The organism is Burkholderia gladioli (assembly GCF_000959725.1).
Lineage (GTDB): Bacteria > Pseudomonadota > Gammaproteobacteria > Burkholderiales > Burkholderiaceae > Burkholderia > Burkholderia gladioli.
This window is the reverse complement of record NZ_CP009323.1, coordinates 1,008,118-1,030,602: the sequence shown is the minus strand read 5'-3', so window position 1 is coordinate 1,030,602 and position 22,485 is coordinate 1,008,118. Positions and strand designations below refer to the sequence as shown.

The window sequence follows — 22,485 nt, the reverse complement described above, 5'->3', positions numbered from 1 at the left end:
GTTCCGCGTCGTGACAGGCGGCTGCGCGGCGTGCGCGAGGGCGCATGCACGGCGGCGGCCGGCCCGCTTCATGCCGCGAAGCCTCGCGACACGAAGGCGCCGGGCCGCCGCCGGGACGGTCCGGCGGGCGCCGGCCTCAGAAGTACGTCTCGATCACCTCGGTGACGCGGTAGTCGCCATCCACCACCAGGATCTGCCGCCACTTGTCGAAGGTCAGGCAGGGATGCGAGATGTCGAAGGCGACCATGTCGCCGACCTTCACGTCCGCGCCCGGCGCGATCTTCAGGTAGGCGTGCTGGTCCATCATGCCTGTCACCTCCCAGCCGTCGGCCGGCGTCACCGCGCGCGGCGCGGCCGCGCTGCCCGGGCGGAAATGCCGGGCGGGTTCCGGGTAGCCGGCGTCGAAGGCCGCGTCGCGCTTGCCGAGCGCGACGATGGCGCGATCCGGCTCGGGGATCGACTGCACGTAGGCCCACAGCTGCAGCGCCGGCTTGAGCGCCTCGCCCATGCGCTTGGCGACCGGGTTGCGCGCGAGGATGTCGTTCTGCGCCTTGCGATAGATGCCGACGTCGTGCGTCAGGTAGCAGCCGGGGCGCAGCACCACCTCGATCACGCCCTCGGCGCGCGCCTGCGAGAACTCGTCGGCGACCACGTCGTACCAGGCCGAGCCGGCGCCCGACAAAATTGCCGGCGTGCGCGAGAAGCGGCCCTCGTCGGCGAACTGGCGCGCCAGCGCGACCGTGTCCTTGAGGAAGGCGCGCACCTCGCCCTCTTCCTTCAGCACCCCTTCGTAGACCTCGATGCCGGCCAGCTTGATCACGTCCGCGTGGCGCGCGATGGCCTCCAGCACGGCGGCGCGCTGCGCGGCATCGCGCACGCCGGTGCGCCCGCCCGGCACGCCGAGCTCGAGCAGCACCTGCAGCGTGCGCCCGGCGGCGGCGAAGAAGCGGCCGAGCTGTTCGACGTTGTCGGCCGAGTCGACCAGGCAGAAGAATTCGAATTCGGGATCGGACAGCAGCTCGGCGACGATCGCCATGTTGTGCTTGCCGACCAACTGGTTGGCCAGCAGCACGCGGCGGATCCCGCCCTGGTAGGCGGCGCGGGTCTGGTGCGCGGTGGCCAGCGTGATGCCCCAGGCGCCGGTCTCGATCTGGCGGCGGAACAACTGCGGCGCCATGGTGGTCTTGCCGTGCGGCGCGAGCTGCACGCCGTATTCGGCGACGAAGGCCTGCATCCACTTGAGGTTGTGCTCGACCCGGTCGGCATACAGCACCGCCGCGGGCAGGCTGACGTCCTCGTCGAGCAGGTTCCAGTCCAGGCGGCCCGCGTCCGACAAGGGCACGCTCGCGCTCGGCACCCGGCCGAGCCCCTTGCCGCTCGGCTCGATCGCCGCCTCCTGATAGTTTGTAACTTTCATCGTGAGATGCTCCATCGTCTCGTCGTGTTTGTAGCGAAGTTGACGGCAGGATAGTACAGAAAGTAGCATCCGCCCGGTAATGTTATTTATTAACACGAGCCGTCCATACGATTGATCCGATGAATCCCGCCGCCTCCGATCTCGCTTCCCCCGCCGAGCCGCTCGACGCGGCGGGCCAGCCGGTGCCCGCCACCGCCCAGCTCGGCTTCGACATCGTGTCGCGCATCGCCGAATGCGCGCCGGCGCTGCGCGATGCCGAGCGCAAGGTGGCCTCGCGGATCCTCGACGATCTGGCCGCGGCCGCCCATGCCAGCATCGGCGAGATCGCCGCGCAGGCCGAGGTCAGCGTCGCCACCGTGACGCGCTTCGCCAAGGCGGTGGGCTGCCGCGACGTGCGCGAGCTGAAGCTGCGGCTGGCCCAGGCGGCCGCGGTCGGCGAGCGTTTCCTGGCGCCCGCGGCCGGCTTGCAGGACGACGCGGCCAGCGCCTCGCGCGTCTACGAGGACGTGCGCGCCACGCTCGAGCAGCACCACGCGCTGCTGCGGCAGACCGCGTTCGAGGCGCCGGCCGCGGCGCTGGCCAGCGCGCGCATGATCTATGTCTATGGCCAGGGCGGTGGCTCGACGGCGCTGGCCGACGAGCTGCGCTTCCGGCTGGTGCGCTTCGGCCGCCCGGTGGCGAGCTACCAGGACGCGCTCTTGCAGCGGATGGTGGCCAGCACCATGGGCGAGGATTGCGTGCTGGTGGCGCTGTCGGTGACGGGGCGCGTGCCCGAGTTGCTGGAGAGCTGCGCGCTGGCCAAGCGCTACGGCGCGCGCGTGATCGCGCTGACCGCGCCGGCCTCGCCGCTCGCGCGACTGGCCGACGACCTGATCCCGGTGGTCGCCTTCGAGACCGATTTCATCTTCAAGCCCTCGACCTCGCGCTACGCGCTCATGATGGCGCTCGACGTGCTGGTGACCGAGGTCGCGCTGCGGCTCGGCGACACCTGCCGCGAGACGCTGCGCCGCGTGAAGCACGCGCTCGACCAGCACCGCGGCGGCGGTGAACGACAACCCATCGGAGACTGACATGCATTCCCATCCCGAAGCGGCCGATACGCTGATCGTCGACGCGCTGCTGATCGACGGCACGGGCGCCGCGCCCGTCCAGCGCGATGTCGCGATCCGCGGCGAGCGCATCGTCGCCATCGGCAACCTGTCGAACTGGCTGGCCGAGGCGGTGATCGAGGCCGACGGCCTGGTGCTCGCGCCCGGCTTCATCGACGTGCACACGCACGACGACACGCACGTGATCCGCGCGCCGCAGATGCTGCCGAAGATCTCGCAGGGCGTGACCACGGTGGTGGTCGGCAACTGCGGGATCAGCGCCTCGCCGGTGACGCTGCGCGGCGAGCCGCCCGATCCGATGAACCTGCTCGGCGATCGCGAGGCGTTTCGCTACCCGAGCTTCGCGGCCTATGTCGAGGCGCTCGGCGCGGCCCAGCCTGCCGTCAACGTGGCGGCCCTGGTCGGCCACACGGCGCTGCGCAACAACCAGATGGACCGGCTCGATCGCGCCGCCAGCGGCGAGGAGATCGCCGCGATGCGCGCGCAGCTCGAGGAGGCGCTCGACAACGGCGCGCTCGGGCTCAGCTCGGGGCTCGCCTACGGTTCCGCGTTCGCGGCGCCGGTGGAGGAGGTGATGGCGCTGGCCGAGCCGCTGGCGAAGGCCGGCGCGCTCTACACCACCCACATGCGCACCGAGTTCGACGCGATCCTGGAGGCGATGGAGGAGGCCTACCGGGTCGGCCGCCACGCGCGCGTGCCGGTGGTGATCTCGCACCTGAAATGCGCCGGCCCGTCGAACTGGGGGCGCAGCGCCGAGGTGCTCGATTCGCTGGAGCGCGCGCGTCGCATCCAGCCGGTCGGCTGCGATTGCTACCCCTACAGCCGCAGTTCCTCGACGCTCGACCTGAAGCAGGTGACGGGCGATATCGAGATCACCATCACCTGGTCCGAGCCGCATCCCGAGATGGCCGGCAAGAAGATCGCCGCGATCGCGGCCGAGTGGGGCGTGAGCGAGCAGGAGGCGGGGCGCCGCCTGCAGCCGGCCGGCGCGGTCTATCACAACATGTCCGAGGACGACGTGCGCCGGATCCTCTCGCACCCGGCCACCATGGTCGGCTCGGACGGCCTGCCCAACGATCCGCTGCCGCATCCGCGCCTCTGGGGCGCGTTCCCGCGCGTGCTCGGCCATTACGCGCGCGACGAGCAACTGCTGTCGCTGGAGGAAGCGGTGCGCAAGATGAGTTCGTTGACGGCGCGGCGCCTGGGCCTCGACGGGCGCGGCGAGGTGCAGGTCGGCTACCAGGCCGACCTGGTGCTGTTCGATCCCGCCACGGTGATCGACCTGGCCTCGTTCGAGCAGCCGCAGCAGGCCGCGCGCGGGATCCACGCGGTGTGGGTCAACGGCGCGCTGTCCTATCGCGACGGCGCCAGCACCGGCGCGCGCGCGGGCCGCTTCGTGCCGCGCGGCACGCGCCGCGCCGAGGATGCGGCGTTCTGAGCATCGATTGTCCGGTGGGGCTGCCAGCCCCGGCCGAAACCGCAACTGCCGGCGCCTTCGCGGCGCCGCGCGAACCGGCCGCGTCGCGCTGACGGCGCGGCCCGAACCAGCAAACCGAAGGAGAAAGCGATGAAGCGTTACGGAGTGGGCGAAGCGAAGGGAACGGGCGGCCAGGTGATGCCGTTCGCGCGGGCGGTCGAGGCCGACGGCTGGCTGTATGTGTCGGGCCAGACGCCGATGGTGAACGGCGAGGTGGTCGAGGGCGGCATCGTCACGCAATCGAAGCAGACCATCGAGAACGTGATCGCGATCCTCAAGGAAGCCGGCTACGGCCTGGAGCACGTGGTCCGCTGCGGCGTCTGGCTCGACGACGCGCGCGATTTCGCCTCGTTCAACAAGGTGTTCGTCTCGTACTTCGGCGAGCATCCGCCGGCGCGCGCCTGCGTGCAGTCGAGCATGGTGATCGACTGCAAGGTCGAGGTGGACTGCATCGCCTACAAGCCGCCGGTCAAGTGAGCGGGCGGGCCGGGCCGTGAGGGTCCTGCCGGATGACATGGGACGCGGCAGCGGGAGCCTGGGGGCTCGCGCTGCCGCGTCGGTCGTTTACGGTGCCGCTGCCGGCGCTTGCGCTTCGGCGGGCGGGATCACTGCCGCGCGGTGCGCGCGTTGTCCGGCATCGGCTGGTTGAAGTTGGTGCGGAACGGATTGATGTCGAGCCCGCCGCGCCGCGTGTAGCGCGCGTAGACGGCCAGCTTCACGGGCCGGCATTCGCGCAGGATGTCGACGAAGATGCGCTCGACGCATTGCTCGTGGAAGCCGGTGTGGTTGCGAAACGAGATCAGGTAGCGCAGCAGCCCGGCCTGGTCGATCTGCGGGCCGACGTAGTGGATCTGCACGCTGCCCCAGTCGGGCTGGCCGGTGACGGGGCAGTTCGACTTCAGCAGGTCCGACACCAGGGTCTCCTCGACCGGCGATTCCTCGTGCGCGGCGCTCAGCAGCGAGGGATCGGGATGGTAGATGTCGGTGTCGAGGTCGAGGCGGTCGAGCGGGATGCCGTCGAGTTCGTCGAGCCTGAGCTTGCGGAACTCGGCCGGCGAGGCCAGTTGCACGGCCACGCTCGCGCCGCAGGCCGCGGATACGTCGCGCTTGAGCGCGTCGCGCACGGCCTCGAGCGAGTCGAAGGCGGTCTGCGCGAACGAGCCCAGGTACAGCTTGAAGGACTTCGATTCGACGATGTTCGGCGAATCGGCCGGCACCAGAAAGGTCGCCACCGCGATCTGCGGTTTGCCGCGCCGGTTCAGCCAGGACAGCTCGTAGGCGTTCCAGATGTCGGTGCCGAAGAAGGGCAGGGCGGCGCCGATGCCGATCTGCTCGCGCGCGCCGGCGCGCGGGATCGGGAACAGCAGGGCCGCGTCGTAGTCGGTGGTGTAGGCGGTGGCCTTGCCGAGCGGGGAATGTTCGGGTGTCATCGATCGGGTCTCCGTGGTCAGGCCAGGAACAGCCGGTAGGCCGGGTTCGCGGTCTCTTCGTGGAACGGGTAGCCGAGCGCGTCGAGGAAGGCGTCGAAGCCGGCGTGGTCGGCGGCCGGCACCTGCAGGCCCACCAGGATCGAGCTGTAGTCGGCGCCCTGGTTGCGGTAGTGGAACAGGCTGATGTTCCAGTCGGGGCCCATCGAGGACAGGAATTTCATCAGCGCGCCGGGGCGCTCCGGGAACACGAAGCGGAACAGCCGCTCCTCGCGCGACAGCGGCGAGCGGCCGCCCACCATGTAGCGGATATGGTCCTTCGAGAGCTCGTCGCCGGTCAGGTCGACGGTCTGGAAGCCGTGCGCCTCGAAATTCGCGGCGATCTCGGCCGATTCCTCGCGGCGGCGGATCTGCACGCCGACGAAGATGTGCGCCGAGCGCTCGTCGGCGATCCGGTAGTTGAACTCGGTCACGTTGCGCTCGCCCACCAGCTCGCAGAAGCGCCGGAAGCTGCCGCGTTCCTCGGGGATCGTCACGGCGAACACCGCCTCGCGCGCCTCGCCCACCTCGGCGCGCTCGGCCACGAAGCGCATCCGGTCGAAATTCATGTTGGCGCCCGAGGTGATCGCGATCAGCGTTTGGCCCTCGATGCCCTCGCGCTCGGCATAACGCTTGGCGCCGGCCACGGCCAGCGCGCCGGCCGGCTCGAGCAGGCTGCGCGTGTCCTGGAACACGTCCTTGATCGCCGCGCACAGCGCGTCGGTATCGACCGTGATCACGCCGTCGAGCAGCTCGCTGCAGAGCCGGAAGGTTTCGCCGCCGACCAGCTTGACCGCCGTGCCGTCGGAGAACAGGCCGACCTCGCTCAGGGTGACGCGCTCGCCGGCCTCGATCGATTGCGCCATCGCGCAGGAGTCGTCGGTCTGCACGCCGATCACGCGGATCTCGGGGCGCACCGCCTTCACGTAGGCGGCCACGCCGGCCGCCAGGCCGCCGCCGCCGATCGGCACGAAGATCGCGTGGATCGGGCCCTGGTGCTGGCGCAGTACCTCCATCGCCACGGTGCCCTGGCCGGCGATCACGTCGGGATCGTCGAAGGGGTGGACGAAGGTGAGTTCGCGCTGTTCCTGCACCTTTAATGCGTGGGCATAGGCATCGCTATAGGATTCGCCGGCCTGGATCACCTCGACGGTCGGCCCGCCATGGGCGCGCACCGCGTCCACCTTCACCTGCGGGGTGGTGACCGGCACCACGATCACGGCCTTCACGCCGAGCCGCGCCGCCGAAAAGGCCACGCCCTGGGCGTGGTTGCCGGCCGAGGCGGTGATCACGCCGCGCGCCAGCGCCTCGGCCGACAGATGCGCCATGCGGTTGTAGGCGCCGCGCAACTTGAACGAGAACACCGGCTGGTTGTCCTCGCGCTTGAGGAACACCGGGTTGCGCACGCGCGCGGACAGGTTGCGCGCCGGTTCCAGCGCGGTTTCGACGGCCACGTCGTAGACGCGCGCGGTGAGGATCTTCTTGAGGTAGTCGTGAGCAGCCATGACGGTCGCGCGGGTATCGGCCGGCGCGCCAGATAAGCGGGGAAAACCGCGATTCTAGCGCCAACCCCGCCCCGGCGGGCCTGCGCGAGCAGTGACCGACCGGACGGACGGGGAATTCCCGCCCGGCGGCGTTTCACGGGCCTGCCCGCCGGATCCGGGCGTCCACGCCGGCGCCGATCATGAGTTAGAATCCCGATTTGAATCAAGGATCGGAAGATGCAACGGCAATTTCGGACCGCCCACGTGAAGCCATCCCCGCGCGCAGCTTGTCCCGCGGCGGTTCGGCACGCGCACTGCGCGCGATCGTGCTGAGGGCTCCGAACGCCGCCAGGCGGCCGTGTCGACCGGACGTGGCGCGTACATGCGCATGCCGGTCCCGCGCCAAGCCGCGCGCCTGGTAACAGAAGATTTTCCCCAGATTCGCGCACCACGCGCATGCTGGTGTCGTGCCTTCGATGCGCACGGCCGCCGGCCCTCCGAACCGTCCGAACATGAACGCACCACAAGTTTTCGATCCGCATGGCGCGGCAACCGCCGTCGCAGCCGACCTCGCCCCGCGCCTGCGCGAAATCCCGTACAACTACACCTCGTTCTCCGACCGCGAAATTGTGATTCGCCTGCTCGGCGAGGAGGCCTGGGCCGCGCTCGACGAGCTGCGTGGCGAGCGCCGCACCGGCCGATCGGCCCGGATGCTGTACGAGGTGCTGGGCGACATCTGGGTGGTGCGTCGCAATCCCTACCTGCAGGACGACCTGCTCGACAACCCGAAGCGCCGCCAGATGCTGATCGACGCGCTGAGCCACCGGCTCGCGGAGATCGACAAGCGCCGCCAGGCCGACCTTTCCGAGCACGGCGACGAGCCGGGCCGCGAGCGTGCCTCGCGGGTGGCGATGCTGACGGTGGCCGCGCGTGGCGCGGTGGACGCCTTCGCGCGCGAATTCGAGCAGATGGCCGAGCTGCGCCGGCGCGCCACCAAGGCGCTGGGCCGCTGCACGCAGAAGGACAACATCCGCTTCGACGGCCTGGCGCGCGTCTCGCACGTCACCGACGCCACCGACTGGCGCGTCGAGTACCCGTTCGTGATCCTCACGCCCGATACCGAGGCCGAGATCGCCGGCCTGATCAAGGCCTGCTTCGAGCTCGGCCTGACCGTGATCCCGCGCGGCGGCGGCACCGGCTACACGGGCGGCGCGGTGCCGCTCACGCCGTTCTCGGCCGTGATCAACACCGAGAAGCTGGAACAGCTCGGCGCGGTCGAGCTGACCGAGCTGCCGGGCGTCGCGCACAAGGTGCCGACCATCTTCTCGGGCGCGGGCGTGGTCACGCGCCGCGTGACGGAGGCGGCCGAGGCCGCCGGCTACGTGTTCGCGGTCGACCCGACCTCGCTGGACGCCTCCTGCATCGGCGGCAACGTGGCGATGAACGCGGGCGGCAAGAAGGCGGTGCTGTGGGGCACCGCGCTCGACAACCTGGCCTGGTGGCGGATGGTCGACCCGGACGGCAACTGGCTGGAAGTCACGCGCCACGACCACAATCAGGGCAAGATCCACGACATCGCGGTGGCGCGCTTCGAGCTGAAGTGGTTCGACGGCGCCCACGCGCCGGGCGAGAAGCTGATCAGGAGCGAGATGCTCGAGATCGAGGGCAAGCGCTTCCGCAAGGAAGGGCTCGGCAAGGACGTCACCGACAAGTTCCTGGCCGGCCTGCCGGGCGTGCAGAAGGAAGGCTGCGACGGGCTGATCACCTCGGCGCGCTGGGTGCTGCACAAGATGCCGGCGCACACGCGCACCGTCTGCCTGGAGTTCTTCGGCCAGGCGCGCGAGGCGATCCCGAGCATCGTCGAGATCAAGGACTACCTGTTCGAGACCTCGAAGCAGGGCGGCGCGATCCTGGCGGGCCTGGAGCACCTCGACGAGCGCTACCTGCGCGCGGTCGGCTATGCCACCAAGAGCAAGCGCAACGCCTTCCCCAAGATGGTGCTGATCGGCGACATCGTCGGCGACGATGCCGACGCGGTGGCGGCCGCCACCTCGGAAGTGATCCGCATGGCCAACGGCAAGAGCGGCGAGGGCTTCGTCGCGGTCAGCGCCGAGGCCCGCAAGCGCTTCTGGCTGGATCGCAGCCGCACCGCGGCGATCGCGAAGCACACCAACGCCTTCAAGATCAACGAAGACGTGGTGATCCCGCTGAACCGGATGGGCGAGTACACCGACGCGATCGAGCGGATCAACATCGAGCTGTCGCTGAAGAACAAGCTGCAACTGGTGGATGCGCTGGAGGCCTTCTTCCGCACCGGCGAGCTGCCGCTCGGCAAGAGCGACGACGCCAACGAGATCCCCAGCGCCGAGCTGCTGGAAGATCGCGTGCAGCACGCGCTGGAGCTGCTCAAGCAGGTGCGCGCGCGCTGGGAGTTCCTGCGCGACCGGCTCGACATGCCGCTGCGCGAGGCTCAGCACTATCTGGTCCAGCTCGGCTACGAGAAGCTCGCGGCCACCTTCGCGGCGCGCGCCGACGCGCAGCCCGAGGCCAGCGTGTTCCACATCACCCAGGACCGCACGGTACGCGTGTCGTGGAAGCAGGAAGTGCGCGCCGAGCTGCGCAACATCTTCAACGGCGGCGCCTTCAAGCCGATCCTCGACGAGGCGCAGGCGATCCACAAGCGCGTGCTGCGCGGCCGCGTGTTCGTCGCGCTGCACATGCACGCCGGCGACGGCAACGTCCACACCAACCTGCCGGTCAACTCCGACAACTACGAGATGCTGCAGGACGCGCATGCCGCGGTGGCGCGCATCATGCAGGTGGCGCGTTCGCTGGACGGCGTGATCTCGGGCGAGCACGGCATCGGCATCACCAAGCTGGAGTTCCTGACCGACGAGGAGCTGCGCGAATTTCGCGCCTACAAGCAGCGCGTCGATCCGAACGGCCGCTTCAACAAGGGCAAGCTGCTGGAAGGCGCCGACCTGCGCAACGCCTACACGCCCAGCTTCGGGCTGATGGGCTACGAGTCGCTGATCATGCAGCAGTCCGACATCGGCGCGATCGCCGATTCGGTCAAGGACTGCCTGCGCTGCGGCAAGTGCAAGCCGGTCTGCGCGACCCACGTGCCGCGCGCCAACCTGCTCTACAGCCCGCGCAACAAGATCCTCGCCACCTCGCTGCTGGTGGAGGCCTTCCTGTACGAGGAGCAGACGCGCCGCGGCGTGTCGATCAAGCACTGGGACGAGTTCAACGACGTGGCCGACCACTGCACGGTCTGCCACAAGTGCGCCACGCCCTGCCCGGTGAAGATCGACTTCGGCGACGTGACCATGAACATGCGCAACCTGCTGCGCAAGATGGGCAAGAAGAAGTTCAATCCGGGCCAGGCCGCCGGCATGTTCTTCCTGAACGCCACCAATCCGCAGACCATCAATGCCGCGCGCGGCGTGATGATGGGCGTCGGCTACAAGGCCCAGCGCCTGGCCAGCGACATGCTCAAGAAGGTCACGAAGAAGCAGACCGCGCGGCCGCCCGCCACCACCGGCAAGCCGCCGGTGGTCGAGCAGGTGATCCACTTCGTGAACAAGAAGATGCCGGGCAACCTGCCGAAGAAGACGGCGCGCGCGCTGCTCGACATCGAGGACAACAAGATCGTGCCGATCATCCGCAACCCGAAGACCACCAGCGTGGATTCGGAAGCGGTGTTCTACTTCCCGGGTTGCGGCTCGGAGCGGCTGTTCTCGCAGGTCGGCCTGGCCACCCAGGCGATGCTGTGGGAGGCCGGGGTGCAGACCGTGCTGCCGCCGGGCTACCTGTGCTGCGGTTATCCGCAGCGCGGCTCGGGCCAGTACGACAAGGCCGAGCAGATCGTCACCGACAACCGCGTGCTGTTCCATCGCGTCGCGAACACGCTGAACTACCTCGACATCAAGACGGTGGTGGTGTCCTGCGGCACCTGCTACGACCAGCTCGCCGGCTACGAATTCGAGAAGATCTTCCCGGGCTGCCGGATCATCGACATCCACGAGTTCCTGCTCGAGAAGGGCATGAAGCTGGAAGGCGTGGCGGGCACGCGCTACATGTACCACGACCCCTGCCACACGCCGATCAAGACCATGGACCCGGTCAAGCTCGTCAACGAGCTGATGGGCGCGGAGAAGGACGGCTACCAGATCGCCAAGAACGACCGCTGCTGCGGCGAGTCGGGCACGCTGGCGGTCACGCGGCCGGATATCTCGACCCAGATCCGCTTCCGCAAGGAGGAGGAGATCCGCAAGGGCGCGGCGCGCCTGCGCAACATCCCGGTGGTGTCGGGCGATGGCGCGAGCGGCGCGGGCGAGGCCGAGGTGAAGATCCTGACCAGTTGCCCGTCCTGCCTGCAGGGTCTGTCGCGCTACAACGAGGATGCCAACATCGAGGCCGACTACATCGTCGTCGAGATCGCGCGCAACGTGCTCGGCGAGAACTGGATGGCCGACTACGTGGCCCGCGCCAACAACGGCGGGATCGAACGGGTCCTGGTGTAAAGTCGGGGCGTTCCCCTCTGCAAGGAACTGACGATGGATTGCGTATTCTGCCGCGAGGACGGCGGCGAACTGCTCTGGAAGGACGAGCGGCTGCGGGTGGTGCTGGCGAGCGGCGAAACCGATTATCCGGGCTTCTGCCGGGTGATCTGGCAGACGCACGTGGCCGAGTTCACCGACCTGACGCCGGCCGACCGCTCGCACCTGATGCTGGTGGTGGCGGCGGTCGAGCGCGCCGTGCGCCGCGTGATGCAGCCCGACAAGGTCAATCTCGCGAGCCTCGGCAACCAGGTGCCGCACGTCCACTGGCACGTGATTCCGCGCTTCTCCAACGACGCGCACTTTCCGCAGCCGATCTGGGCGCCGCGCCAGCGCTCGGTGTCCGAGCCGCTGCTGCGGCTGCGCGCGGCGCAGGCGAGCCTGCTGCACAATGCGGTGCACGAGGAAATCGAACTGATCCTGAACGAGAGGGATGCATGAGCGGCTTGACCCCGACCACGCCGATTCCATCCGGCGTGGTGGTGCACGCGGTGTCGCGCGTGCTCGAACTGCAGTACCCGAACGGCGAGAGCTATCGCGTCCCGTTCGAGCTGATGCGCGTCTATTCGCCGTCCGCCGAGGTGCGCGGCCATGGCCCCGGCCAGGAGACGCTGCAGACCGGCAAGCGCGAGGTGTCGATCACCGCGCTCGAGGGCGTCGGCAACTACGCCTTGCAGCCGACCTTCTCGGACGGCCACTCGACCGGCATCTATTCGTGGGACCTGCTGTATGAGCTCGCGACGCGCCAGGATGCGCTCTGGCGCGACTATTTCGACAGATTGCAGGCGGCCGGCGTCGAGCGCGACGCGCCGATGCCCGGGGCGGGCTCCCCGCGCGGCCACTGCCACTGATTGACCACCGACTGAACCGACGGCGCCCCACCCGGCGCCGTCTTGCCATTTCCAGAGGATTCACGCGATGAGCAAAACCCACTTCGGTTTCGAGACTGTCGACGAGGGCGACAAGGCGAAAAAGGTGGCGGGGGTGTTCCACTCGGTCGCGAGCAACTACGACCTGATGAACGACCTGATGTCGGCCGGCATGCACCGGGCCTGGAAGGCCTTCACGATCGCCCAGGCGAACGTGCGCCCCGGCTACAAGGTGCTCGACCTCGCCGCAGGCACCGGCGACCTGACCAGGGCCTTCGCCAAGGCCGCCGGCCCGACCGGCGAGGTCTGGCATACCGATATCAACGAATCGATGCTGCGGGTGGGGCGCGACCGCCTGCTCGACAAGGGCGTGGTGACGCCCTCGCTGCTCTGCGATGCCGAGAAGATCCCGTTCCCCGACAACTACTTCGACGTGGTGACGGTTGCCTTCGGGCTGCGCAACATGACCCGCAAGGACGCGGCGCTGGCCGAGATGCGCCGGGTCACCAAGCCGGGCGGCCGGGTGATGGTGCTCGAATTCTCGAAAGTGTGGGACCCGCTGAAGAAAGCCTACGACTTGTATTCTTTCAAAGTATTACCGTGGCTCGGGGATAAATTCGCGAAAGATGCCGACAGTTACCGGTATTTGGCCGAATCTATCCGCATGCACCCGGATCAGGACACCCTGAAGACGATGATGGAACTCGCTGGCCTCGACGCCGTCAAATATTACAATTTGTCAGGTGGCGTGGTAGCGTTACACCTCGGAACCAAGTATTAAGGGGTTCTTTCCATACAGTTGTCTTTCAATTTGGAGATGGTGATGTCTGATTCCCGTTCGTTCAACAACCGCAGCAAGCAGCCGAGGCCGTGGGCGCGACGGATCGGCACCCTGTTCATGGTCGGCCTGCTGACGGCCGGCACCTTCGCGTCGCTCGACGCCGAAGCCCGGCGGATGGGCGGCGGGCGCAGCGTCGGCCGCCAATCGCAGATGGTCCAGCAGCGCCAGGCCACGCCGCCGGCGCAGCAGCAGCCGATGCAGCAGGCGGCGCCGTCGCCGGCCCAGCGCGGCGCGCAGCCGGCACCGGCCGCGCAGCCGAACCGCTCGCGCTGGCTCGGGCCGATCGCCGGCCTGGCGGCCGGCCTCGGCATCGCGGCGCTGCTGTCGCATTTCGGCCTGGGCGGCGCCTTTGCCAGCATGATGGCCAACGTGATCGTGATCGCGCTGCTGGCCTTCATCGGTATCTGGATCGTGCGCAAGCTGATGAACCGCAATCGCAAGCCCGAGCCGGCTTATGCGGGCGCGGGTTCGTCGCCGGGTTCGTCAATGAACCGCGGCGGCTACGACGCCGGTTCGAACGGCGGTTACGCGAGCCAGAACCAGGCTTATGCCCCGGCGCCGTCGCAACCGGCTTCGTCGAGCAGCTATGCCAACGAGGCGGCCGGCGTGTTCGGCGGCGGCGCGGCGGCAGCGGGCGCGGGCCTGGCGGCCGCCGGCACGGCGTCGTCGGTGCCGGCCGGCTTCGACAGCGAGGCCTTCGTGCGCAATGCCAAGGTCTACTTCATCCGCCTCCAGGCGGCCTGGGACGAAGGCAACATGACCGATATCCGCGAGTTCACCACGCCGGAGATGTTCGCCGAGGTGAAGGTCGACCTGGCCTCGCGCGGCGCGGACAAGAACCAGACCGACGTGGTCCAGCTCGAGGCGGAGCTGCTCGGCGTCGAGGAGCGCGGCAACCAGTACGAGGCGAGCGTGCGCTTCCACGGCCTGATCCGCGAGGCGCCGGGCGCCTCGGCCGAGCCCTTCGAGGAGGTCTGGAACCTCACCAAGTCGGGCAACGAAGGCTGGCTGCTGGCCGGCATCCAGCAGATCAACCTGCACTGAGCGAAGGCGGCACGCCGGCCCTGAACGCACCCGGTATCACGCCGGAACAGGGCCGGACCGATCCGACGTTACAATAGAAACCCGCGCGGGCACCCTGCTTGCGCGGGTTTTTTACTCAGTCCGATGACCTTTGCCGCCAAGTCTGTCGCCGCTGCTGTCAACCACCTGCTCGCCCGCGAATCCTGGGCGCGCGAACGCCTGATTCCCTACGCCGGGAAAACCGCCCGGCTCGAATTCCCCCCGCTGACCCTGTTGCTGCTGGTGCAGCCCGATGGCTATTTCGCCGCCGTCGAGGCTCACGAGGCGCCGCAACCCGACGTCTCGATCGCCCTGGGCGGTGCGCGGCAATCGCCGTTCGACGCCGTCACGGCCTTCGTGCAGGGGGGGCAGGCCGCCGTCATGAAGCACGTCAAGCTGGAGGGCGATGCCGAATTCGCCACCCAGCTCGCCAAGCTCGCCGAACACCTGCGCTGGGAGCCCGAGGAGGATCTCGCGCGCGTGCTCGGCGACGCTCCCGCCCATCGGATCGCCACCCTGGTGCGTTCGGCGGGCGACCAGGCGCTTCGTACCAGCCGTAATCTGCTCGACTCGCTGAGCGAATATTTTCTCGATGAGAACCCGCAAGTCGTGCGCCGCGCCGCGCTCGGCGAGTTCGACGCCGAACTGGCCCGCGCACGCGATGCCCTGGCCCGCGTCGAGAAGCGTATCGAGCGCCTAGAACAACGATCCGGCACCCCGGCGGGCGACAGCTCGCGCGGTGGGCACTGAGGGCTGTACCGCATGCGCATTTTCCGTTTCATCAAAATCGTCTACACCGTGATCCGCTTCGGCCTCGACGAGGTCATGCTGTCGCGCATCGACGATCGCCGCGTCAAGCTGCTGCTGCGCATCACCACCATCGGCCGCCGCTTTTCCGATCCGCCGGCGGTGCGCCTGCGCCGCGCGCTCGAAAGCCTGGGGCCGATCTTCGTGAAGTTCGGCCAGATGCTGTCGACGCGTCGCGACGTGCTGCCGCCCGATTTCGCGATCGAGCTGACCAAGCTGCAGGACCAGGTGCCGCCCTTCGATTCGGCGCTGGCCATGTCGCTGGTCGAGAAATCGCTGGGCGCGCCGATCAGCGCGCTGTTCGACGAGTTCGACCCGGTGCCGGTGGCCAGCGCCTCGATCGCCCAGGTGCATTTCGCCAAGCTCAAGGAGGGCGCGCACGCCGGCAAGGAAGTGGCCGTCAAGGTGCTGCGCCCGAACATGCTGCCGGTGATCGACTCGGACATGGCGCTGCTGCGCGACATCGCCACCTGGGCCGAGCGGCTCTGGCCCGACAGCCGGCGCCTCAAGCCGCGCGAGGTGGTGGCCGAGTTCGACAAGTACCTGCACGACGAGCTCGACCTGATGCGCGAGGCCGCCAACGGCAGCCAGCTGCGCCGCAACTTCGCCGGGCTGGATCTGCTGCTGGTGCCGGAGATGTTCTGGGACTACAGTTCCTCCTCGGTGCTGGTGATGGAGCGCATGAAGGGCGTGCCGATCAGCCAGGTCGACACCTTGCGCGCGGCGGGCGTCGATATCCCCAAGCTGGCGCGCGAAGGCGTGGAGATCTTCTTCACCCAGGTGTTCCGCGACGGCTTCTTCCATGCCGACATGCACCCGGGCAACGTGTTCGTGAGCCTCGACCCGAACCATTTCGGCCGCTACATCGCGCTCGACTTCGGCATCGTCGGCGCGCTTTCCGACTTCGACAAGAATTACCTGGCGCAGAATTTCCTGGCCTTCTTCAAGCGCGACTACCATCGCGTCGCCACCCTGCACCTCGAGTCGGGCTGGGTGCCGCCGCATACGCGCGTCGAGGAGCTGGAGAGCGCGATCCGCGCGGTCTGCGAGCCGTATTTCGACCGCGCGCTGAAGGACATCTCGCTGGGCCAGGTACTGATGCGCCTGTTCTCCACATCGCGCCGCTTCAACGTCGAGATCCAGCCGCAACTGGTGCTGCTGCAGAAGACCATGCTCAACGTCGAGGGCCTGGGCCGTTCGCTGGACCCGGAGCTCGATCTCTGGAAGACCGCCAAGCCCTATCTCGAGCGCTGGATGACCGAGCAGATCGGCCTGCGCGGCTGGTACGAGCGCTTCAAGGTCGAGGCGCCGCAATGGAGCAAGACGCTGCCGCAACTGCCGCGCCTGATCCACCAGGCGTTCGCGGAGCGGCACGATTCGCCGCGCGGGCTCAGCGACGAGTTGATGCAGCAGATCCTGACCGAGCAGAAGCGCACCAACCGGCTGCTGCAGGCCCTGCTGGTGTTCGGGCTGGCGGTCGGCGTCGGCGCGATCGTGGCGCGCGTGCTGCTGGTGCTGGCGGCCGGCGCCTGAGCGCGGCGATCGACGGCGCCTGGCCGTGATCGGCGGTGAGTGTTCGCGGCGATGCTGCCGGCGGCGAAATCGGGAGAGCAGATGAGCGATACCAGCAAGCAGGCCGGCGCTTCGGCGCCGGCCTCGGCCGAGGTGCCGGCCGCAGCGATCGCCCCCGGCGCGGCAGCCGGCTTCGCGAGCCGCGATCCGGGCAGCGCCGCGTTCTGGGACGAACGTTTCGAACGCGGCTTCGTGCCCTGGGACCTGGCACGCGTGCCCGATGCGTTCGCCGCCTTCGCGGCCGCGCGTTCGCCGTGCCCGGTGCTGATCCCCGGCTGCGGCAGCGCGTACGAGGCGCTCTGGCTGGCGCGCGCCGGCTGGCCGGTGAAGGCGATCGATTTCTCGGCGAGCGCGGTGGCCGCCGCGCGCCGGCAACTGGGCGAGCATGCCGGGCTGGTGGAGGAGGCCGATTTCTTCGCCTACACGCCGCCGTTCCGGCCGCAATGGATCTACGAGCGCGCCTTCCTCTGCGCGCTGCCGCCCGCGCGCTGGGACGACTACGCGGCGCGCATGGCGGCGCTGCTGCCCGAGGGCGGTTTGCTGGCGGGTTGCTTCTTCATCGGCGCGACGTCCAAGGGACCGCCGTTCGGGATCGACCGCGATGCGCTCGATGCCTTGCTCGGCCGGTATTTCACGCTGGAGGAAGCGTGTCCGGTCACGGATTCGCTGCCGGTGTTCGACGGGCGCGAGCAATGGCTGAGCTGGCGCCGCCGCTCGGGGAGCTGAGCGGGCTTTCGGATATAATTCAAGGTTTTGCAAGACGTTTCTAGTTTCCGCGGGAAAAGATCATGCCGATTTACGCCTATCGTTGCGATGCATGCGGTTTCGCCAAGGACGTGCTCCAGAAGATGAGCGACGCGCCGCTGTCCGTTTGCCCGGAGTGCGGCAAGAATGCCTTTCGCAAGCAGGTCACCGCAGCCGGGTTCCAGTTGAAGGGCTCGGGCTGGTACGTGACCGACTTCCGGGGCGGTTCGGGCGGCACCAGCGCCGCTGCCACCGGCACGCCGGCCGAGGCCGGCGGCAGTACCTCCGGCGGGGACGCCGCGGCGGGCGCGGAGGCGGCCAAGCCCGCCGCCGCGCCGGCAGCGGCACCCGCGGCAGCGGCTCCGGCGGCGCCGGCCGCCGCCAGCGATACCTGACTCGTCCGGCGCCCGGTTCGGGCGGCGGCTTGTGCGTGCCGAGCTCCGGCGTGCTTACCTGACGGCAGATGATGAAGAAGACGACCCTCAAAACGGTATTCCTGACCGGCCTGCTGGTCCTCGTTCCGCTGGCGATCACGCTGTGGGTGCTCGGCTCGGTGATCGGCATCATGGACCAAACCTTGCTGCTGCTGCCCGAATCCTGGCAGCCCGAGCGGCTGCTGGGCTTCCACCTGCCCGGCATCGGCGCGGTCCTGACGCTGGCCTTCATCTTCATCGTCGGGCTGGCCACGCAGAATTTCATCGGCCAGAAGCTGGTCACGTGGTGGAATGCGGTGGTGCGGCACATCCCGGTGGTCGGGCCGATCTACACCAGCGTCAAGCAGGTCTCGGACACGCTGCTGTCGAGCAGCGGCAACGCCTTTCGCAAGGCGCTGCTGATCGAGTACCCGCGCCGCGGGTCTTATACGATCGCGTTTCTGACCGGCGTGCCGGGCGGCGACGTGGTCAACCACCTGAAGGAAGAGTACGTGAGCGTCTACGTGCCGACCACGCCGAATCCCACCTCGGGTTTCTTCCTGATGGTGCCGAAAAGCGAGGTGGTCGAGCTCGACATGTCGGTCGACGCCGCGCTGAAGTACATCGTTTCGATGGGCGTGGTCGCGCCTTCGGTGCCCGTGCCCGCACCGGCGCGGCCGCCCGTCGAGCCGCCGCTGTAATTTCCGGGCGCCAGCCGCGCCCCGTTGATCAAAAACCGAACGAAAGCAAACATCATGTCGATGCGAACTGAATACTGCGGTCTCGTGACCGAACACCTGCTGGGCCAAACCGTGTCGCTGTGCGGCTGGGTGCATCGCCGCCGCGATCACGGCGGTGTGATCTTCATCGACCTGCGCGATCGTGAAGGCCTCGTGCAGGTGGTGTGCGATCCGGATCGCGCCGAGATGTTCGCGACCGCCGAAGGCGTGCGCAACGAGTTCTGCATCCAGGTCAAGGGCCTGGTGCGCGGTCGTCCGGACGGCACGATCAACGCGGGCCTCAAGAGCGGCAAGATCGAGGTGCTGTGCCACGAGCTGACGGTGCTGAACCCGTCGGTCACGCCGCCGTTCCAGCTCGACGACGACAATCTCTCCGAAACCACGCGCCTCACGCATCGCGTGCTCGACCTGCGCCGCCCGCACATGCAGAACAACCTGCGCCTGCGTTACCGCGTGGCGATCGAGGTGCGCAAGTACCTCGACGAGCAGGGCTTCATCGACATCGAGACGCCGATGCTCACCAAGAGCACGCCGGAAGGCGCGCGCGACTACCTGGTGCCCTCGCGCGTCAACGCGGGCCAGTTCTTCGCGCTGCCGCAGTCGCCGCAGCTGTTCAAGCAGTTGCTGATGGTGGCGAACTTCGATCGCTACTACCAGATCACCAAGTGCTTCCGCGACGAGGACCTGCGCGCCGATCGCCAGCCCGAATTCACCCAGATCGACTGCGAGACCTCCTTCCTCGGCGAACAGGAGATTCGCGACCTGTTCGAGGAAATGATCCGCCACGTCTTCAAGAAGACGATCGGCGTCGAGCTCGACGCGAGCTTCCCGGTGATGCCGTATTCGGAAGCGATGGCGCGTTTCGGTTCGGACAAGCCGGACCTGCGCGTCAAGCTCGAATTCACCGAGCTGACCGATGCCATGAAGGACGTCGAGTTCAAGGTGTTCAGCACGCCGGCCAACTCGAAGGACGGCCGTGTCGCGGCGCTGCGCGTGCCCAAGGGCAGCGAGCTCACGCGCGGCGATATCGACGGCTACACCGAATTCGTGCGCATCTACGGCGCCAAGGGCTTGGCCTGGATCAAGGTCAACGAGAAGGCGAAGGGCCGCGACGGCCTGCAGAGCCCGATCGTCAAGAACCTGCACGACGCCTCGATCGCGGCGATGCTGGAGCGCACCGGCGCCCAGGACGGCGACATCATCTTCTTCGCGGCGGATCGCGCGAAGGTGGTCAACGACAGCCTCGGCGCGCTGCGCCTGAAGATCGGCCACTCGGAATTCGGCAAGGCCAACGGCCTGGTCGAGTCGGGCTGGAAGCCGCTGTGGGTGATCGACTTCCCGATGTTCGAGTACGACGAGGACGAGGTTCGCTACGTGGCCGCGCACCACCCGTTCACGAGCCCGAAGGACGAGCACCTCGAGTACCTCGAGACCGACCCGGGCCGTTGCCTGGCCAAGGCCTACGACATGGTGCTGAACGGCTGGGAAATCGGCGGCGGTTCGGTGCGGATCTTCCAGGAAGACGTGCAGAGCAAGGTGTTCCGCGCGCTGAAGATCGGGCCGGAGGAGGCGCAGGCGAAGTTCGGCTTCCTGCTCGACGCGCTGCAATACGGCGCGCCCCCGCACGGCGGCATCGCCTTCGGCCTGGACCGCATCGTCACGATGATGGCCGGCGCCGATTCGATCCGCGACGTGATCGCGTTCCCGAAGACCCAGCGCGCGCAGGATCTGCTCACGCAGGCGCCGAGCCCGGTCGACGAGCGCCAGCTCAAGGAACTGCATATCCGCCTGCGCCAGCCGGAAGCGCCGAAGGCCTGAGGCTTCGCGCTAGGCTGCGCATGAAAATAACCCTGCCGGCGGCAACGCCGGCAGGGTTTTTTATCGCCCGTCGATCGGGCACAGGGGCACAGCTAGGGCAGGCGCCGCGCTTCGGTACGCTTCAGGCGATCGCCAGGAAGCGCGCCAGGCAGGGGTTGCGATTCGCCGGCGACCAGACCAGCGCCTGCTCGATGGTCGGCGCGTCGACCAGCGGGCGGAACACCACGTCGGCCCATTGCGCGCGGCGCATCGATTCGGGCACCAGCGCGACGCCGACACCTTCGTCGACCAGCCCGAGCACGGTCTGCTGCAGTTGTACCTCGAGCCGGATGTTCGGCTCGAAGCCGCCCTGGCGGCAGTGGCCGACGATGGCCGCGCGCAAGGTCGGCGCGACCGATTCGACCGCCATCACGAAGGGCTCGCCGGCCAGTTCGGCGATCCGCAGTCGGCGGGCCCGTGCGCGCGGATGCTCGCGGGAGAGCGCCACGCACAGCGGCTCGGTGACCACGATGCGCTGCTCCAGCCCCTCGTGCGGCGGCCCGGGGAACAGGATCGCCGCGTCGATATGGCCGTTCAGCACCTGCTCGGCGAGATCGTTCGAGACCGTCTCGCGCAGGTGCAGCGCGACCTCCGGCCAGGCGGCGCCGAATTCGCGCGCGTAACGCGGCACCACGCTGTAGGCGGCGCACATCGTGAAGCCCACCGTCAGCTTGCCGGCTGCACCCGAGGCGGCCGCGCGCGCGTGGTGGGCGGCGCGCTCGACGGCGGCCAGGATCGCCTTCGCGTCGTCGCGAAAGCGCTCGCCGGCCGGCGTCAGCGTCACGCCGCGCGGGCCGCGCTCGACCAGGGTCACGCCCAGCGAGGCCTCCAGCGCCGCGATCTGGCGCGACAGCGGCGGCTGCGACAGATTCAGGCGCGTCGCGGCGCGGCCGAAATGACCCGTTTCGGCCAGCGCGACGAAATAGCGGAGCGGCTTGATATCGAGCACGATGCAGAAAAGGTATGAGTAGACACTAAAAATCGCATTGGATTGTATCAAGCGGGCGGGTTAGGCTCGTCGGTTTTCCCGCCCGGCCGTCACGCCGCCGGCGCTTTTCCGTTCCTCCTGCCTTGCCGAGTCTCGCCGTGTCCGCCACGCTGCCCATCCTGCTGCCGATCTTCGCGCTGATCCTGGCCGGTTTCCTCTGCCGCCGGCGCGGCTTGCTGGGCCCCAGCGCCGCCTCGGAGCTGAACCGCTTCGTGGTCTGGCTGGCGCTGCCGGCGCTGCTGTTCGACGTGATGGCGCATGCCACCTGGGCGCAGCTCGACCAGCCGCGCTTCATCGCCGCCTTCTCGATCGCCTGCGCCGCCGTGTTCGGCGCGGTGCTCGCACTGCGCCTGGCGCGCGGCCGGCCGCTCGCCGACGCCAGCGTCGACGCGATCGCGGCCGCCTACCCGAACACCGGCTACATCGGCTTTCCCCTGGCCCTGCTGGTGTTCGGCCCGCCCGGGCTGATGCCGACCACCATCGTCACCATCATCGTGGCCTGCGTGCTGTTCGGCTTCGCGATCGTGCTGATCGAGATCGGCCTGCAGAGCGAGCGCGCGCCGCACCGGCTGGCGCTGAAGGTGCTGGCCTCGCTGGGCCGCAATCCGCTGATCGTCTCGCCGATCGTCGGCGCGCTGGTATCCGCCGCGCATGTCGCGCCGCCGGCCAGCGTCGAGACCTTCCTCAAGCTGCTCGGCGGCGCGGCCAGCCCCTGCGCGCTGGTCAGCCTCGGCCTGTTCCTGGCCGAGAAGCGGCCCGCGCACGGCGTGCTGCCCGATGCGCTGCTGCTCACCGCGATCAAGCTGGTGGTGCAGCCGGCGCTGACCTGGTGGCTGTCGGCGCGCGTGTTCGGCCTGCCGCCGGTGCTGGTCGCGATGGCCGTGGTGCTGGCCGCGCTGCCGACCGGCACCGGGCCCTTTATGCTCGCCGAGTTCTATCGCCGCGAGCCGCAGGTGACATCGCGCACCATCCTGTTCTCGACGGTGGCCTCGATCGCCACGCTGTCCATGCTGCTGATCCTGCTGCCGCGCGCCTGACGTCGGCGTCTCGTCGGCGGTGCCGGGCGGTTCCGGCGGA

At 68.6% G+C, this 22,485-nt stretch carries 19 protein-coding genes; 15 read left to right on the top strand and 4 right to left on the bottom strand.

Translation table 11 applies throughout. From position 1 onward, the window contains the following. Positions 1-136: 136 nt before the first annotated feature. Positions 137-1,417, bottom strand: a complete 1,281-nt coding sequence (locus BM43_RS21485) for an amino acid deaminase (RefSeq protein WP_036052990.1) — start codon at positions 1,415-1,417, stop codon at positions 137-139. 119 nt (positions 1,418-1,536) lie between these two features. Here BM43_RS21485 and BM43_RS21480 point away from each other — a divergent pair, with 119 nt between their 5' ends. The 3 genes from BM43_RS21480 (at position 1,537) to BM43_RS21470 (ending at position 4,480) form a co-directional block, all read left to right on the top strand. Beyond that, a complete protein-coding gene (locus BM43_RS21480) occupies positions 1,537-2,487 on the top strand; it encodes a MurR/RpiR family transcriptional regulator (protein WP_230676247.1) in 951 nt (316 codons plus the stop codon). A 1-nt stretch (position 2,488) separates the two neighbouring features. Next, on the top strand, positions 2,489-3,964 hold the full coding sequence (locus BM43_RS21475; RefSeq protein WP_036049210.1) for an N-acyl-D-amino-acid deacylase family protein: 1,476 nt from the start codon (positions 2,489-2,491) through the stop codon (positions 3,962-3,964). A 129-nt stretch (positions 3,965-4,093) separates the two neighbouring features. After that, complete coding sequence (locus tag BM43_RS21470; protein WP_006477830.1) at positions 4,094-4,480, top strand: RidA family protein; 387 nt, start codon at positions 4,094-4,096, stop codon at positions 4,478-4,480. Positions 4,481-4,608: 128 nt separating this feature from the next. Here BM43_RS21470 and queF read toward each other — a convergent pair whose 3' ends face one another. Further along, complete coding sequence (gene queF, locus BM43_RS21465) at positions 4,609-5,433, bottom strand: NADPH-dependent 7-cyano-7-deazaguanine reductase QueF (RefSeq protein ID WP_025101712.1); 825 nt, start codon at positions 5,431-5,433, stop codon at positions 4,609-4,611. Between the two features lie 17 nt (positions 5,434-5,450). Continuing rightward, a complete protein-coding gene (gene ilvA / locus BM43_RS21460; RefSeq protein ID WP_036049213.1) occupies positions 5,451-6,974 on the bottom strand; it encodes a threonine ammonia-lyase, biosynthetic in 1,524 nt (507 codons plus the stop codon). 491 nt (positions 6,975-7,465) lie between these two features. Between ilvA and BM43_RS21455 the strand changes: the two genes are divergently transcribed. The 11 genes from BM43_RS21455 to aspS all read left to right on the top strand — a co-directional run bounded on the left by BM43_RS21455 (position 7,466) and on the right by aspS (position 20,381). Next, entirely contained in the window at positions 7,466-11,479 is a 4,014-nt protein-coding gene (locus BM43_RS21455; protein WP_036049215.1) for a DUF3683 domain-containing protein, read from the top strand. A gap of 33 nt (positions 11,480-11,512) precedes the next feature. Next, positions 11,513-11,956, top strand: a complete 444-nt coding sequence (locus BM43_RS21450; RefSeq protein WP_036049218.1) for an HIT family protein — start codon at positions 11,513-11,515, stop codon at positions 11,954-11,956. Next, on the top strand, positions 11,953-12,366 hold the full coding sequence (locus BM43_RS21445) for a gamma-butyrobetaine hydroxylase family protein (protein ID WP_036049221.1): 414 nt from the start codon (positions 11,953-11,955) through the stop codon (positions 12,364-12,366). The genes BM43_RS21450 and BM43_RS21445 overlap by 4 nt, the downstream gene beginning before the upstream one ends. A gap of 67 nt (positions 12,367-12,433) precedes the next feature. Beyond that, positions 12,434-13,165: a bifunctional demethylmenaquinone methyltransferase/2-methoxy-6-polyprenyl-1,4-benzoquinol methylase UbiE gene (gene ubiE, locus BM43_RS21440; RefSeq protein ID WP_025096869.1), complete on the top strand. Its 732-nt coding sequence runs from the start codon at positions 12,434-12,436 to the stop codon at positions 13,163-13,165. A gap of 42 nt (positions 13,166-13,207) precedes the next feature. Next, on the top strand, positions 13,208-14,269 hold the full coding sequence (locus BM43_RS21435; RefSeq protein ID WP_036052996.1) for a Tim44 domain-containing protein: 1,062 nt from the start codon (positions 13,208-13,210) through the stop codon (positions 14,267-14,269). Between the two features lie 123 nt (positions 14,270-14,392). Further along, positions 14,393-15,037: a ubiquinone biosynthesis accessory factor UbiJ gene (locus tag BM43_RS21430; protein ID WP_036049224.1), complete on the top strand. Its 645-nt coding sequence runs from the start codon at positions 14,393-14,395 to the stop codon at positions 15,035-15,037. Between the two features lie 12 nt (positions 15,038-15,049). Next, positions 15,050-16,627 carry a ubiquinone biosynthesis regulatory protein kinase UbiB gene (ubiB, locus tag BM43_RS21425; RefSeq protein WP_013699360.1) on the top strand — a complete coding sequence of 526 codons (1,578 nt, stop codon included), beginning with the start codon at positions 15,050-15,052 and terminating at the stop codon, positions 16,625-16,627. 81 nt (positions 16,628-16,708) lie between these two features. Continuing rightward, positions 16,709-17,392: a class I SAM-dependent methyltransferase gene (locus BM43_RS21420; RefSeq protein WP_036052998.1), complete on the top strand. Its 684-nt coding sequence runs from the start codon at positions 16,709-16,711 to the stop codon at positions 17,390-17,392. Positions 17,393-17,454: 62 nt separating this feature from the next. Further along, positions 17,455-17,805, top strand: a complete 351-nt coding sequence (locus BM43_RS21415; protein ID WP_036049227.1) for an FmdB family zinc ribbon protein — start codon at positions 17,455-17,457, stop codon at positions 17,803-17,805. A gap of 68 nt (positions 17,806-17,873) precedes the next feature. Beyond that, a complete protein-coding gene (locus BM43_RS21410; RefSeq protein WP_017919281.1) occupies positions 17,874-18,524 on the top strand; it encodes a DUF502 domain-containing protein in 651 nt (216 codons plus the stop codon). Positions 18,525-18,578: 54 nt separating this feature from the next. Continuing rightward, complete coding sequence (aspS, locus tag BM43_RS21405) at positions 18,579-20,381, top strand: aspartate--tRNA ligase (RefSeq protein ID WP_036049230.1); 1,803 nt, start codon at positions 18,579-18,581, stop codon at positions 20,379-20,381. Between the two features lie 121 nt (positions 20,382-20,502). On the opposite strand, the gene BM43_RS21400 is transcribed toward aspS, so the two are convergent. After that, positions 20,503-21,369 (bottom strand): LysR family transcriptional regulator, encoded by an 867-nt coding sequence (locus BM43_RS21400; protein ID WP_025096874.1) that lies wholly within the window; start codon positions 21,367-21,369, stop codon positions 20,503-20,505. A 137-nt stretch (positions 21,370-21,506) separates the two neighbouring features. Between BM43_RS21400 and BM43_RS21395 the strand changes: the two genes are divergently transcribed. Further along, positions 21,507-22,445, top strand: a complete 939-nt coding sequence (locus tag BM43_RS21395; protein ID WP_017919283.1) for an AEC family transporter — start codon at positions 21,507-21,509, stop codon at positions 22,443-22,445. Positions 22,446-22,485 lie beyond the last annotated feature (40 nt).

Excerpts from the sequence above, each read along its gene's own strand:
- BM43_RS21485 (WP_036052990.1), bottom strand. The coding sequence starts at position 1,417 with ATGAAAGTTACAAACTATCAGGAGGCGGCGATCGAGCCGAGCGGCAAG.
- BM43_RS21480 (WP_230676247.1), top strand. The coding sequence starts at position 1,537 with ATGAATCCCGCCGCCTCCGATCTCGCTTCCCCCGCCGAGCCGCTCGAC.
- BM43_RS21475 (WP_036049210.1), top strand. The coding sequence starts at position 2,489 with ATGCATTCCCATCCCGAAGCGGCCGATACGCTGATCGTCGACGCGCTG.
- BM43_RS21470 (WP_006477830.1), top strand. The coding sequence starts at position 4,094 with ATGAAGCGTTACGGAGTGGGCGAAGCGAAGGGAACGGGCGGCCAGGTG.
- queF (WP_025101712.1), bottom strand. The coding sequence starts at position 5,433 with ATGACACCCGAACATTCCCCGCTCGGCAAGGCCACCGCCTACACCACC.
- ilvA (WP_036049213.1), bottom strand. The coding sequence starts at position 6,974 with ATGGCTGCTCACGACTACCTCAAGAAGATCCTCACCGCGCGCGTCTAC.
- BM43_RS21455 (WP_036049215.1), top strand. The coding sequence starts at position 7,466 with ATGAACGCACCACAAGTTTTCGATCCGCATGGCGCGGCAACCGCCGTC.
- BM43_RS21450 (WP_036049218.1), top strand. The coding sequence starts at position 11,513 with ATGGATTGCGTATTCTGCCGCGAGGACGGCGGCGAACTGCTCTGGAAG.
- BM43_RS21445 (WP_036049221.1), top strand. The coding sequence starts at position 11,953 with ATGAGCGGCTTGACCCCGACCACGCCGATTCCATCCGGCGTGGTGGTG.
- ubiE (WP_025096869.1), top strand. The coding sequence starts at position 12,434 with ATGAGCAAAACCCACTTCGGTTTCGAGACTGTCGACGAGGGCGACAAG.
- BM43_RS21435 (WP_036052996.1), top strand. The coding sequence starts at position 13,208 with ATGTCTGATTCCCGTTCGTTCAACAACCGCAGCAAGCAGCCGAGGCCG.
- BM43_RS21430 (WP_036049224.1), top strand. The coding sequence starts at position 14,393 with ATGACCTTTGCCGCCAAGTCTGTCGCCGCTGCTGTCAACCACCTGCTC.
- ubiB (WP_013699360.1), top strand. The coding sequence starts at position 15,050 with ATGCGCATTTTCCGTTTCATCAAAATCGTCTACACCGTGATCCGCTTC.
- BM43_RS21420 (WP_036052998.1), top strand. The coding sequence starts at position 16,709 with ATGAGCGATACCAGCAAGCAGGCCGGCGCTTCGGCGCCGGCCTCGGCC.
- BM43_RS21415 (WP_036049227.1), top strand. The coding sequence starts at position 17,455 with ATGCCGATTTACGCCTATCGTTGCGATGCATGCGGTTTCGCCAAGGAC.
- BM43_RS21410 (WP_017919281.1), top strand. The coding sequence starts at position 17,874 with ATGATGAAGAAGACGACCCTCAAAACGGTATTCCTGACCGGCCTGCTG.
- aspS (WP_036049230.1), top strand. The coding sequence starts at position 18,579 with ATGTCGATGCGAACTGAATACTGCGGTCTCGTGACCGAACACCTGCTG.